Annotated in this window: 14 protein-coding genes; 7 read left to right on the plus strand and 7 right to left on the minus strand. The window is 49.3% G+C overall.

Annotated features, from left to right (window positions below; translation table 11 throughout):
* Positions 1-8: 8 nt before the first annotated feature.
* The 4 genes from ACY430_RS01985 to ACY430_RS02000 form a co-directional block, all read right to left on the minus strand.
* Positions 9-1,352: an inositol-3-phosphate synthase gene (locus ACY430_RS01985; protein ID WP_462137231.1), complete on the minus strand. Its 1,344-nt coding sequence runs from the start codon at positions 1,350-1,352 to the stop codon at positions 9-11.
* A gap of 5 nt (positions 1,353-1,357) precedes the next feature.
* Positions 1,358-1,759, minus strand: a complete 402-nt coding sequence (rpsI, locus tag ACY430_RS01990) for a 30S ribosomal protein S9 (RefSeq protein WP_462137232.1) — start codon at positions 1,757-1,759, stop codon at positions 1,358-1,360.
* 19 nt (positions 1,760-1,778) lie between these two features.
* On the minus strand, positions 1,779-2,207 hold the full coding sequence (gene rplM, locus ACY430_RS01995) for a 50S ribosomal protein L13 (RefSeq protein ID WP_462137233.1): 429 nt from the start codon (positions 2,205-2,207) through the stop codon (positions 1,779-1,781).
* Between the two features lie 62 nt (positions 2,208-2,269).
* Positions 2,270-3,394 carry a pyridoxal-phosphate-dependent aminotransferase family protein gene (locus ACY430_RS02000; protein ID WP_462137234.1) on the minus strand — a complete coding sequence of 375 codons (1,125 nt, stop codon included), beginning with the start codon at positions 3,392-3,394 and terminating at the stop codon, positions 2,270-2,272.
* Between the two features lie 99 nt (positions 3,395-3,493).
* Between ACY430_RS02000 and ACY430_RS02005 the strand changes: the two genes are divergently transcribed.
* The 7 genes from ACY430_RS02005 (at position 3,494) to ACY430_RS02035 (ending at position 10,242) form a co-directional block, all read left to right on the plus strand.
* Positions 3,494-3,742, plus strand: a complete 249-nt coding sequence (locus tag ACY430_RS02005) for a glutaredoxin domain-containing protein (protein WP_462137235.1) — start codon at positions 3,494-3,496, stop codon at positions 3,740-3,742.
* A complete protein-coding gene (gltX, locus tag ACY430_RS02010; protein WP_462137236.1) occupies positions 3,742-5,175 on the plus strand; it encodes a glutamate--tRNA ligase in 1,434 nt (477 codons plus the stop codon). The genes ACY430_RS02005 and gltX overlap by 1 nt, the downstream gene beginning before the upstream one ends.
* 1 nt (position 5,176) lies before the next feature.
* Positions 5,177-5,767, plus strand: coding sequence for a dephospho-CoA kinase (gene coaE, locus ACY430_RS02015; RefSeq protein ID WP_462137237.1), 591 nt, complete (start codon positions 5,177-5,179; stop codon positions 5,765-5,767).
* Between the two features lie 85 nt (positions 5,768-5,852).
* On the plus strand, positions 5,853-6,587 hold the full coding sequence (locus ACY430_RS02020; protein WP_462137238.1) for an Nmad3 family putative nucleotide modification protein: 735 nt from the start codon (positions 5,853-5,855) through the stop codon (positions 6,585-6,587).
* Positions 6,588-6,665: 78 nt separating this feature from the next.
* On the plus strand, positions 6,666-8,225 hold the full coding sequence (locus ACY430_RS02025; RefSeq protein ID WP_462137239.1) for an acyl-CoA carboxylase subunit beta: 1,560 nt from the start codon (positions 6,666-6,668) through the stop codon (positions 8,223-8,225).
* A gap of 17 nt (positions 8,226-8,242) precedes the next feature.
* Positions 8,243-9,751 carry an acetyl-CoA carboxylase biotin carboxylase subunit gene (gene accC, locus ACY430_RS02030; protein WP_462137240.1) on the plus strand — a complete coding sequence of 503 codons (1,509 nt, stop codon included), beginning with the start codon at positions 8,243-8,245 and terminating at the stop codon, positions 9,749-9,751.
* On the plus strand, positions 9,751-10,242 hold the full coding sequence (locus ACY430_RS02035) for an acyl-CoA carboxylase biotin carboxyl carrier protein subunit (RefSeq protein ID WP_462137241.1): 492 nt from the start codon (positions 9,751-9,753) through the stop codon (positions 10,240-10,242). Before accC ends, ACY430_RS02035 begins: the two co-directional genes overlap by 1 nt.
* 4 nt (positions 10,243-10,246) lie before the next feature.
* Here the strand turns inward: ACY430_RS02035 and ACY430_RS02040 are convergent, their stop codons facing one another.
* From ACY430_RS02040 to ACY430_RS02050, 3 genes are all read right to left on the minus strand, one after another.
* Positions 10,247-11,095 carry a Bpu10I family restriction endonuclease gene (locus ACY430_RS02040; RefSeq protein ID WP_462137242.1) on the minus strand — a complete coding sequence of 283 codons (849 nt, stop codon included), beginning with the start codon at positions 11,093-11,095 and terminating at the stop codon, positions 10,247-10,249.
* A complete protein-coding gene (locus tag ACY430_RS02045) occupies positions 11,043-12,224 on the minus strand; it encodes a DNA-methyltransferase (RefSeq protein WP_462137243.1) in 1,182 nt (393 codons plus the stop codon). Before ACY430_RS02045 ends, ACY430_RS02040 begins: the two co-directional genes overlap by 53 nt.
* 140 nt (positions 12,225-12,364) lie before the next feature.
* A partial coding sequence (locus tag ACY430_RS02050; RefSeq protein ID WP_462137244.1) for an LLM class flavin-dependent oxidoreductase occupies positions 12,365-12,908 on the minus strand: 544 nt, incomplete at its 5' end.

Below are 12,908 nucleotides of genomic sequence, written 5' to 3' on the forward strand. Positions count from 1 at the left end.
TGAGAAACCTACTCCTCGTAGTATTCAAGACCCAGATGCGTAATCTGCTCTTCGCCGGCTATGTGGCGGAGGGTGTTTTTCAGTTTGGTAAGTTGAATGAAAACATCGTGTTCGGGGTAAAGTCCCGGGGCGACCATCGGGCTTTTGAAGTAGAACGAAAGCCATTCCTGAATTCCGCTCATTCCCGCCCTTTGCGCGAGGTCCAAAAACATCACAAGGTCAAGCACAACCGGAGCGGCGAGAATGCTGTCGCGGCACAGAAAGTTGATTTTTATCTGCATCGGATAGCCCAGCCACCCGAAGATGTCTATGTTGTCCCACGCCTCTTTTTCGTCTCCGCGCGGCGGATAGTAGTTGATTCTCACCTTGTGGTAGTAGTTAGAGTAGAGTTCGGGGTGATTTTCGGGCTGCAGGATGTATTCAAGCACGCTCAATTTACTTTCCTCTTTCGTTTTGAACGAGCCGGGGTCGTCAAGCACTTCGCCGTCTCTGTTGCCGAGAATGTTTGTTGAAAACCAGCCGTTCAAGCCCAGCATTCTGGCTTTCAGCCCCGGAGCGATAATGGTTTTCATCAGCGTTTGACCGGTTTTGAAGTCTTTTCCGCAGACTGGAACTTTGTGCTTTTTCGCAAGATCAAGAAGCGCGGGAATGTCCGCCGAAAGGTTCGGCGCTCCATTGGCATAGGGAACTCCCGACTTTATCGCCGCATAGGCGTAAATCATGCTTGGCGCGATGTCCGGATGGTTGCTTTTGAGCCCCTTTTCAAACTTTGACACGGAACCGTGAACGGCGGACGGTTTTATGTAGGTTTCAGTGCTTCCGCACCACACCATAACGGCGCGTTTCAAGCTGTTTTGTTTTTTGAATTTCGCGATGTCGTCAATCAACTGCCCGGCAAGATCCATCTTTGTTTTTCCTTTCTTTACATGGGTGCCGGAAAGATTTTTGACATATTTTTTGTTAAAAACCGCTTTCATCGGTCTTATATCGCCGGTCTCAGCTTTCACTTCGTCAAGAGTCGGCATATTGAGAACACCCGACCTGATTGCCGCGTCACGGCAGCTTTCATCTGATATGTCCCAGCCGCCGAAAACCAGATTTTTGCAATCCGTGAGCGGAAAAAGATCTTTTATTTTAGGGCTTTTGTGCGCCGTACGCTTGCCCAGCCGTATGGTTCCCATCTGAGTAAGTGAGCCGATGGGTTCGCCCACGCCTTTGTTGAAAGACTCAACTCCCACTATGAATGTTGTGCTTACCGCTCCGCTGATACCCGGAAGAAGAACGCCGAGTTTTCCTTCGGGGGAGGAAATTTTTCTCCCTTTTCCGGTTTTGGGAGTCTTTTTAGGGGGCAAGAATATTACCTCTTTGAGAACTGCTGTCCGCGCCGCGCCTTTTTTCTGCCGTATTTTTTGCTTTCCACCATTCTTGAGTCACGTCTCAAAAGCCCGGCGGATTTCAATTTTTTTCTCAAAGTCTCGTCATATTTCAAAAGAGCCCTGGAAAGCCCGTGGCTTATTGAGCCCGCCTGCCCGGTCAGCCCGCCGCCTTTTACATTGACCGACACATCAAACTGCCCCGCCGAGTTTGTTATCTCAAGCGGTTCGTTCACTTTTATTTGCCATGTGCGGCGCGGAAAGTATTGCTCAACGTCCTTTTTATTGACCGTGATTTTCCCCGAACCGGGTTTCACCCACACGGACGCGACCGAGTTTTTTCTTCTTCCCGTTCCGTTAAAAATGTTTGTTTCGTTTGCAGCCATTGCTTTTTACCGTATGAAATTACAACTCCGCCGGGCTGGGGTTTTGAGCGGCGTGCGGATGAGACTCTCCGGCATACACTTTGAGTCTTCCAATCAGTTTTTTCTGCGATTTGTTTTTCGGGAGCATTCCCCAAACCGCTTTTTTCAAAATCTCTTCGGGTTTTGTCTCGGACAGGGTTTTTGCCGAAGCCGATTTCAAGCCGCCCGGGTAGCCCGTATGGCGGTAATACATTTTGTCTGAGAGTTTGTTGCCGGTCATGTGAACCTTGTCCGCATTGACCACAACAACAAAATCGCCCGTGTCCGCATGAGGAGTAAATTCAGGTTTGTCCTTGCCGCGCAGAATTGTGGCGAGCTTTGTCGCGAGCCGTCCGAGAGTTTTCCCGTCAGCGTTAACAACGCGCCACTTTCTCTCGCCCGTGTTGGTCTTTTCAATGTAAGTTTTCATAAGAATTACAGGGTTGCGATTATAACGAAAACACGAAACAAGTCAAACCGCGCGCCGTTTAATCAACCGCCGCGCAAACTCTCAAGCGCGCTTGAGAGCGCCTCCACATTTTCCGCCGAGCAACTTTCGCCCATAAGCCCTATTCGCCAGATTTTGCCCTTTGTTTCCCCAAGCCCGGGACCCACTTCAATTTTGTAGTCGTCAAGCAAAGTCCGCCTTGTTTCCGCGTCGTCCACCCATTCGGGCAGGATTACCGAAGCGAGCATCGGAAGCCGGAAACCCTCGCGCGCGAAAGGCTCAAACCCAAGCGCGGACAGCTTTTCCGAAAGCGCCCGCCCGAATTTTTCGTGCCGTTCAAACCGGTTTTGGAGCCCTTCTTCAAGCACAATCCTCAAACCCTCCCTCAGTGCGAAAAGCATTGAGACCGGTGCGGTATGGTGATAAACCCTCTCGCTTCCCCAGTATTTGCAAATCATTGAGAGGTCAAGATACCAACTCTGAACCTTGTTTTTTTTGGAAAAAAGCGCGTTTTCAGCTTTCTCGCTGAAGGTTACGGGCGATAAACCCGGCGGAACGCTTAAACATTTCTGCGTTCCGCTGTAGCAGATGTCCACGTTCCAGTCGTCAATCTTCAAATCGCATCCGGCGAGCGAGGTTACCGCGTCCACGAGAAAAATCGTGTCGGCGCCGCGCAGATGGTTTCCAATTTCTTCAAGCGGCTGGCGCACGCCGGTTGAGGTTTCGGCGTGAACTATTGCCGCGATTTTTGCTTCGGGATGTTTTTTGAGTGCGGAGATGAATCTGTCCGGCTCAATGATGTCTCCCCACGGCGCCTCCACGCGAGCGGTTTTTGCTCCGCAACGCGCCGCCACATCGCACATTCTTTCGCCGAAAACCCCGTTCACACCGATAACAACGGTGTCTCCGGGGTCAATCACGTTCACAAACGCCGTTTCCATTCCCGAACTTCCCGTGCCCGACATCGGAATTGTGAGCCGGTTGCGGGTCTGAAAAACCGCGCGCAACATCTCGCCGATTTCGTCCATCATCGCGAGAAAATCCGGGTCAAGATGCCCTATAATCGGCGTTGAAAGCGCGTCATAAACCGCTTTGCCCACATTGCTCGGACCGGGCCCCAGCAGTATCCGCACGGGCGGCGAGAGTTTTTTAAACTTTGTCGAAGCCAATTTCAGTCCTTGTTTTCCCAAAGAATTGCCAAACAACATACTTTCACGCTCACGGAAAGCCAAGTATATTGATTTGAATTCATTTCAGAGGTGCAAGCGATGCCGGCCGCATTTAAGATTTACACAACAAAAACCTGCCCTTACTGCATCGCCTCAAAGTCCCTGCTTGACTCCAAAAGCATTGAATACGAGGAGATAGACCTCACGCAGGACCCCGGGCAGAGAGTAAAGATTTCCGAACAATACAACTGGAGAACGGTTCCGCTTATTCTCAAAAACGGTGAATTCATCGGCGGTTTCAATGAATTAGAGGAACTTGCCCGGCAAGGCGGTCTTGACGGCTCCTGATGAGCGTAAAAACCAGATTTGCCCCGAGCCCGACCGGCTCTCTGCACATCGGCGGAGCGCGAACCGCGCTTTTTAACTGGCTTTTCGCCCGTCACGAAGGCGGCGAGTTTATTCTGCGCGTTGAAGACACGGACGCCGGACGCTCGGACGAAAAGTTTCTCCCGGAAATAGTTGATTCGCTCCGGTGGCTCGGAATTGAATGGGACGGCGAGCCGTTGCGCCAGTCCGCCCGTCTGAATATCTACAAAGAATATGCCGAAGAGCTTCTCGCGTCCGGCGCGGCGTTTAAGTGTTATATGACGCCCGAAGATCTGGAAGTTGAACGCAAATCCGCCGAAGAGTCCGGCGGGCATTTTCGCTACAAAAGGGAGTGGGCGGAGCGCGGAAAGAAAGACGGCGCGCCGTTCGCCGTACGGTTTGCCGTTCCGCGCATTCAAAACAGGGAAGACAATCCGCTTGCGGATTCTTCGGGTGAAATTATTTTTACCGACCTGCTTCGCGGCAATATGGGCTTTTCCACAGACGACATAGAGGATTTTGTCATTATGCGTCCGGACGGCATGCCGACCTACAATTTCGCTTGCGCGATAGATGACGCGCTTTGCGAAATCACGCACGTCATAAGGGGCGATGAGCATCTTGTGAACGCGCCCAAACAGATATTACTGCTCAAAGCGCTCGGGCTTGCCGTTCCCGCTTTTGTGCATCTTCCGGTCATTCTCGCGCCGGACGGCTCAAAACTGAGCAAACGGCACGGCGCGGTTTCGGTTACTGATTTCCGCGAGCGCGGCTTTCTTCCCTCCGGTCTCGCAAACTACATTGCGCGGCTCGGCTGGTCGCACGGGGATGAGGAAATTTTCACAATCTCTGAACTGATTGAAAAGTTTGACATACGCGGACTTGGAATTTCGCCGTCCAATTTTGACGAGGAGAAAATGCTCTGGGTTAACGGCGTTCACATACGCGAGGGCAAGGGCGATGCGGTAGCGCCTTTGCGCGAGACACTTTCAAATATGGGTTTGAAGGTTTCCTCCGAAGACGCGAAAAAGGCGGCGGATTTACTCAAAGAGCGGGCGGAAACGATAAACGAGATGGCGGAGAAAAGCGTTTTTCTGTTCACGGACGGCGTGGAGTTTGACTCCGAAGCAAAGCAAAAGTTTATAAACCTTGAAACCCTGCCCGCGCTTGCGGCGGTTGCTGATGCGCTGTCAAAACCCGACACGCCGTTTGACACGGACGGATTGAAAGGGATTTTTTCCGCGATTACGGAACAAACCGGATTGAAAATGAAACAGATCGCCCAGCCGCTTCGGGTCGCGCTTACGGGGAAGACTGAAAGCCCGGGGATTTACGAAACCGTTTCCGCGCTCGGAAGGGATAAAACGCTTTCGCGCATTGACAAAGCGATAGAGGTTGCGAGCGTGGGAGATTAAATTGGCGGTAGTTATAGGGCTTTGCGGAAATGTGTGTTCGGGTAAATCAACGGTCGCGCGGATTTTCTCCGAACTCGGCGCGCGCGTCATAGACGCCGATGAGGTCTCGCGTTTTATCACCGAGCCCGGCAAACCGGCGTTTGAGCGCATAACCCGCGAATTCGGTTCCGATATTGTCGGCGCGGACGGAAAGATAGACCGCGAAAAACTCGGGTTCACAGTTTTTTCAGACGCGAAAAAGCGAAAGGCGCTTGAAGCCATAACACATCCCGAAATCAAAAACGAGATTGCCGCTCGCGTGGAAAAGGCGTCCGCAGAGGGCGCGAAAGCGGTTGTGATAGAAGCCGCGCTTCTGTCGCGCGGCGGCGTTCTGGGGGAAATCATAGACCATCTCATTCTCGTGGACGCGAGCGGGGAAAAGAAGATTGAAAGAATGGCAAAACGAGACGGCTTTGATGAAGCGGAAGCGAAAAAGCGCCTGAAATCGCAGGAAGGACGCAACCCCGATTGGGATTTTGTGATTGATAATTCAGCGGGAATGGAAAAGTTAAAAGCAAAAGTTGAGGAGTTTTGGGGGAGATGGACATCATAAATTGTTGTAATGAGAGTATTTTATTTACCGTTATTTACCGCAGAACCCGTATAGATGATCCGTCTCCCTTCAAAGGAAAATGTAAATGCGGGCAATCCTAACCCGTGTCGGAATTGACCAAACCGCAGATTCGGGAAACTGGAACGCTCCGTGCAATCCGCGAACGGGCGATTTTGTGTATGTGCCGATAAAGCAGACAAAACCCGCCAATGTTTCCGGAATGGAAAAACTCTACGCCGACACCGTAATTCCCGCGCTTGCAAGTTTTTCGGAGCGTAACGGTTGCGATGCTTCGCTTCCCGAACATTTGACCGGCGGGCGTATGCATCTTGACCCCGATTTTGAAAACCTCACCTACGGCGACACAGACAAAAGGGGCAAAAAACTGCTGATTTTTGAAGAAGGCGATTTGGTTGTTTTCTTTGCCGCTTTTAATCCCGTTGCCCCCGCAAAAGACAGTCTTGTTTACGCGCTCATAGGGATTCTGACTGTAAAAGAGATTGTTCGCGCAGGCGATGTTCCGCAGCCGGAACGGGACGAAAACGCCCACACCCGCAACTCTCCGCGCAAACCGACCGACATTGTCGTAAGGGGCAAAACTGAAAAATCCGGACGGCTCTCAAAAATCATTCCCATCGGCGAATTTAGAAACAAATCATACAGAGTAACAAATACCCTGCTGAAAGAGTGGGGAGGGCTTGCCGTAAAAGACGGCTACCTGCAGCGAAGCGCGAACCCTCCGCTGTTTTCGGATGCGGAACGCTTTTACGATTGGTTTCAAAACCAAAACCCGCAACTGTTGCGGACGAACAACCCCTAAACTCCCGCTCTGCTTGCGACAATCCGCCCATTTCGGTATAGTCAACGCCTACGATTTTCACCGCCGGAAACTGAATAAATGAGCGAAAAAAACACCAAAAAAAGCTTTGAAAAACTGGAGAGAAAGAAGCAGGAATCCGAACTTGGCGGCGGGCAGGCGCGGATTGACCGCCAGCATGAGAGCGGAAAACTGACAGCCAGAGAACGCGTTGCGCTTCTGCTGGACAAGGGCAGTTTTGTGGAGTTGGACAAGTTTGTCGTCCACCGCTGCAAAGACTTCGGAATGGAGGACAAAAAGTTCCTCGGAGACGGCGTTATTACGGGCTACGGAACCGTGAACGGCAAAAAGATTTTCGTTTTCGCGCAGGATTTCACCGTTTTCGGCGGCTCGCTCGGAATGGTTCAGGGCAGAAAAATTTGCAAAATTATGGATATGGCGGTTGAAACCGGCGCGCCCGTGGTCGGACTGAACGATTCGGGCGGCGCGCGCATACAGGAAGGCGTTGAATCACTTGCGGGATACGGCGAGATTTTCCAGAGAAACGCGCTCGCTTCGGGCGTTATTCCGCAAATATCCGCCATTATGGGTCCCTGCGCCGGCGGCGCGGTGTATTCGCCCGCGATGACGGACTTTATTCTTATGTCGAAAGACACGAGTTATATGTTCATCACGGGTCCCGATGTCATAAAAGCCGTAACGCATGAGGAAGTTAATTCCGAAGACCTTGGCGGCGCGATGGTTCACAACTCCAAAAGCGGAGTCGCGCACTTTGCCTCCGCAAATGACGAGGAATCCATTGAAGTAATCAAGGAGTTGCTCTCTTTTCTGCCGTCAAACAACATGGAAGACCCGCCCGAACAGCCGTGCGATGACCCCGCCGACAGAGCCACCGGTGAAATCGCGGACATGATTCCCGAAAATCCGAACAAGCCCTACGATATGAAGGAGATTATAAGGCGCGTTGTTGATGACACGCACTTTTTTGAGGTTCAGGAGCATTTCGGGCGGAACATGGTTGTCGGCTTCGCGCGCGTGGAGGGCAGGGTTGTTGGTGTTGTGGGCAATCAGCCGATGGTTCTCGCGGGCTGCCTTGATATAGACGCTTCGGTCAAAGCGGCGCGGTTTGTAAGGTTTTGCGACTGTTTCAACATTCCGCTTCTGACTCTTGTTGACGTTCCGGGCTTCCTTCCGGGAACAACCCAGGAGTGGGGCGGAATCATAAGGCACGGCGCGAAACTGCTTTACGCCTACTGCGAGGCAACCGTGCCGAGGGTAACGGTCATAACAAGAAAAGCGTATGGCGGCGCGTATGATGTTATGTCTTCCAAGCACATCAGGGGAGACGTCAATCTGTCTTATCCCGGCGCGGAAATCGCGGTTATGGGTTCGGAGGGCGCGGTGAACATCATTTCGCGCTCGCAAATCACCGAAGCGAAGGATCCGGATGCGGAGAGGGCGAAACTGACCGAGGAATACAAAAACAACTTCGCAAACCCCTACCGTGCGGCGGAGTTTGGATTTATTGACCGCATAATCCTGCCCGAAGACACGAGAAAAAGCGTTGTTTCCGCATTCAAAATGCTTGACGGAAAAAGGAAGGCAAATCTGCCGAGAAAGCACGGGAACATTCCTCTTTAAGCGGGCGGTTTTCTCAAATGTTCGGCAAAATACTGATAGCAAACAGAGGGGAAATCGCGGTAAGGATAATCAGGGCTTGCCGCGAGATGGGCATCGGCACGGTTGCCGTTTACTCTGACGCGGACAGAGGCGCGGCGCATGTTTCCCTTGCCGACCAAGCCGTTCACATCGGCGGCTCAAAACCGGCCGAAAGCTATCTGGACATTGAAAAAATCATAGATGCCTGCAAAAAAACGGGCGCCGAAGCGGTTCATCCGGGCTTCGGATTTCTTTCAGAAAAAGAGAGCTTTGCCGCCGCGTGTGAAAAAGCCGGCATAGTTTTCATAGGGCCGCCTGCTCAAACCATCAGGCAGATGGGCGATAAAATAACCGCGAGAAACATCGCCATGAAAGCGAAAGTTCCCCTTGTTCCCGGTTCCAAAGGCGCGGTGGAAGATTCTGAAGCGGAGAAAGTGGCGAAGGAAATCGGCTACCCGCTCATGATAAAAGCGTCTGCGGGCGGCGGCGGCAAGGGAATGCGGCTTGTTAAAGATCCGGCGGAGTTTGAAAGCTCGCTCAGAATGGCTAAAAGCGAAGCGCTTTCGGCTTTCGGGGACGACTCGGTTTTCATAGAGCGTTTTGTTGAAAAACCGCGCCACATTGAGATTCAAATAATCGCGGACGGGCACGGCAATGTTCTGCATCTTTTTGAACGCGAGTGCTCCATTCAGCGCAGGCACCAGAAGGTTATTGAGGAGGCGCCGAGCGGGTTTATTTCCGAATCAACGCGCAAAAAAATGGGCGAAGTGGCGGTTGACATCGCGGGAGCGGTTTCCTACGAGGGCGCGGGCACGGTTGAGTTCATAATGGACCCCAAGCAGAACTTTTATTTCCTTGAAATGAACACCCGCATACAGGTTGAGCATCCCGTAACGGAGATGGTAACGGGTTTTGACATCGTAAAGTGGATGATACGCATCGCGGACGGTGAGAAACTTCCCTTCAAGCAGAGCGACCTCAAAATAAACGGGCATGCGGTTGAGTGCAGGATTTACGCCGAAGACCCGGAGATGAATTTTCTTCCCGCGCCGGGGCCGATTGATTATGTAAAAACCCCGGACGGGCCCGGCATCAGGGACGATTCGGCGATTTTCAGCGGTTGCGAGGTTACTTCTTTCTACGACCCGATGCTTTCCAAACTCGCTGTTTGGGCTGAAACACGCGAGCAGGCGATAAAAAAGATGGAAGCCGCGCTCGGTGAATACATGGTTCTCGGCACAAAAACCAATATCGGTTTTCTCATACGCGTTATGCGCAACGAAGAGTTTATGAAAGCCGACATAGACACCGGATTTATAGAAAGGCATCCCGAACTTCTGTCGCCCGGAGATGGCGGCAGGAACAAAGCGGCTATTGCCGCGGCGCTGGCGCTTCATTTTGGTCCCGTTGAGACTGAGCAGGCCGGAAAAGCCAAATCGGATTCCCGCTGGAAGCATTTTGCCCGCAGAGTGGGCGTTTTGAGGAGCGGATACGGGGGCTGGGGCTGATGAAATACATTCTCAAACTCGGCGATGAGAAGTTTCGCGTCAATGTTGAAGAGGAAAACGGGCGCGCGGTTGTGGAATCGGGCGATTTTTCTTCAACCGTTGACTTTGCAAGGATTGACCCCGCGCTTGTTTCCATCGTTTCTGATGAACACGGCTCGTTTACCGCCGGGGTTGTCAAAAAAGGCAAAAAGGTTCAGGTGTTCTGTGAGGGAACGCTTTATGAGTTTGAATCCGTTACGGAAAGGGAGCTGTCCGCAAGCGGAGAGGACGGCGGGTTGCAAATTTCCTCGCCCATGCCGAGCAGGGTTGTGAAAATACTCAAAAACGAAGGCGATTCAGTAGATCAGGACGAAGGCGTAATTGTTGTTGAAGCAATGAAAATGGAAAGCGAATTAAAAGCGTCCGTTGCCGGAAAAATAAAAGAAATTAAAGTGAAAGAAGGCGATGCAGTGGAAAGCGGCGCGGTTTTGGTTGTGTTGGAAGGGGGGTGAGGGGTTAGTTTCTTAAATAGCCCTTTTTTCTAATCATCTCTTCTACTGGTATTTCGTCGCTTTCCATTCTCTGTTTGATTTCTTTTATCAGATTTTCTACAACATCTATTTTTATATCAGAAAGAGAATTGTTTCCTCGTTTTTGTTTCCTTAATACATAAATATTGTCTATTTGAGATGTTTCTATATCTACATCGCTTTTGACATCATATGTTTCAGCGACTATGAAAAACAAACATTTAGGATTTCCATTTTTAATTTTTTCTGCTGTTGCAACGCTTCCTTCAAGCATTGTTTTATCTAAATATGTCTTGCACTCTATGCACACAATAGGAATGGAGACATCATGGGGTTCATCATCTATTGTCAAGGTAATTTTTTTGTAAATTCCTACATCTTGGTCTTTTTCGTTTAGTTTTACCTTAAGATCGTTTTTAAAAGACTCTTTATTTGTGTAGTGAAAATACAAACTGCTATATGCCTTCACGTTGCCATATTGTAGTGTTTCGTTGCCAAATGTCTTTTTAAGGACTTGGCAAATAAACTCCTCAAGAATAGTCGACTCAAGTTTTGATTGGGATGAGAAATAAGTTCCCCTTTTTTTAGTGTTCAGAACTTTGGCGGAATCTTTGTAAGTGTTCAGAGCTTTTACTGCTACGGTTAAATTTCGGGGTAAGTTTTTGTTAAGAGATGCGTTGAATTCTTTGTATGGATTGAAAAACTTTTGAATATGACTCTTGTTTTTTTTGGACAGAATATTTTTTCCATGTATGAAAGATTTGCCCAACTCTTCCAGAAATTTAATCTGCTTTTGATTTAGAATTTGACTTTCCTTTTTGTTCAGTTTTTTCAAACAACAATGAATTTGCTCTTTTGTCTGCTGCCTCACAATAAGTTTTGGATATATCTATACCCAGATATGAACGATTAGTCTTTTTTGCAACTGCTGTTGTTGTTCCGACACCATTAAATGGGTCAAGTATCAAATCTCCCCGGAAACTGAACAATTTGATGGCTCGTGTTGCTATTTCTTCGGGGAACATAGCCGGATGTCCGTATTTTTTCATTTTGCGTTCGGGAGCGACAGACCACTTTCCTACAACCCATTTTTTGAACTCATCCGCGCTGATGTCTATATTTTTTGAATCTCCTTCTTTTTTCATATCTCCCTTGCAAAATATCTCAATGAACTCCCAAGTATATTTTAAATACGGACTGCTAGGACTTTTCCAACTTCCCCAAGCTGTGTATTTGCAGTTGTAATTATTTTTTTCCCACATGATTTCGCCTTTCCATATCATTTTTTTATCCATGAAATACTTGCTTATTATGTGATGGCTTGGGATGTAATCGGAAAAGAGCGGTTGAATATTAACAATTATTCTCCCGCCGTATTTCAAAACCCTTATGCACTGATCAAACACTTTGAAAAGTTTGTCAAAGTATTCGTTCCAATCGTAATCATCGTTTGTTTGATTGTAAGCCAGCCCGAAATTGTAAGGCGGTGAAGTGAAAACCATATCAACGCAGTTGTCGGGGAGTTTTGACAAAACCTTTTTGCTATCTCCGCAGACGATTTTGTCAACAAACTTCTTTGGCACTTCGTTGTTGGTTTTCTTAAAAGTATTGCCCTTTGCGTAGAAGTGTTTGCCTCTTTGTTTTTCTTTTTCGGCGCGGTTTTTTACTTTTCTCTCTTTGTTGTAGCCGACATAAAGCCTTTTTTTGCCCTTGAGACCATAACTCTTGATGTTTCTTACGGCGTCAAGTGTGGCTGTAAGTGGTCCATTACCACTTGCTTTGGTCAATTTGGAAACAATTTTTTCCATTCGGGAAAAGTCAACTTGCTTTAATTGGATTTCAATTGACTTTCCGTTGGGAATAATCCTCACTTCATCGGGTTTGAAGTGCTGATTGAACTGCTGAACAAGGTTTTTGTCTGTGCTTGAAAGTGGTTTTACTGGTAGCGTTATTTCTTTAAACATTCTGCCCGACCGCATAAGTCAGAATGGCTTACTCCACACAGTATAGCACTCCGCCAAACAAGTTTCAATTTCCCATGTTCCCTTTACTTTTTTTCTTTCCCTCACACCCCCTACATCTCCGTTTTAACTACTCCACATTCTCACTTAAAATACGGAATTATCTCTTTCGCGTAGGTTTCAAGCGCTTTTTCGGGGTCGGGGCTGAAACGGTAGAATAGCACGAAGTTTCTTACGCCTTTGTCTATAAATGCTTCAATCCTTTTAATGCAGTCGTCTTTTGAACCCGTGATTGTGAAGTCCATAATCGCTTCGCGCGGGAAAAACTGCCCGATTTCGCGGAAACGCGCTCTGCCTTCGGTGTCCTGCGGCACTATGTTGAAATAGTTAAGCCCCTTGTATTCATCGGGAATTTTCACATCGTAGCCCGCCGCTTCCAGCTGTTCCTGCATAATCAGCACATATTTGAACGGCTCCAAAGTTTTGTATGCCTCGTCCTCGTTCTCTCCAAGAGAGGTGAAAACCCACAGCGCGGGATCAATTTCGTCCCTGTCCCTCCCGGCTTTGTCGGCGGCGGAATGGATGTCGCCCAGATATTTTTCATAAAGAGACGGGTTCAAATCAATCGGCAGCCAGCCGTCTCCCATTTCTCCGGTCAGCGCAAGCCCCTTTGGCGTGTGAGTGGCG

The sequence above is a fragment of the Candidatus Mycalebacterium sp. genome, from assembly GCF_977828045.1.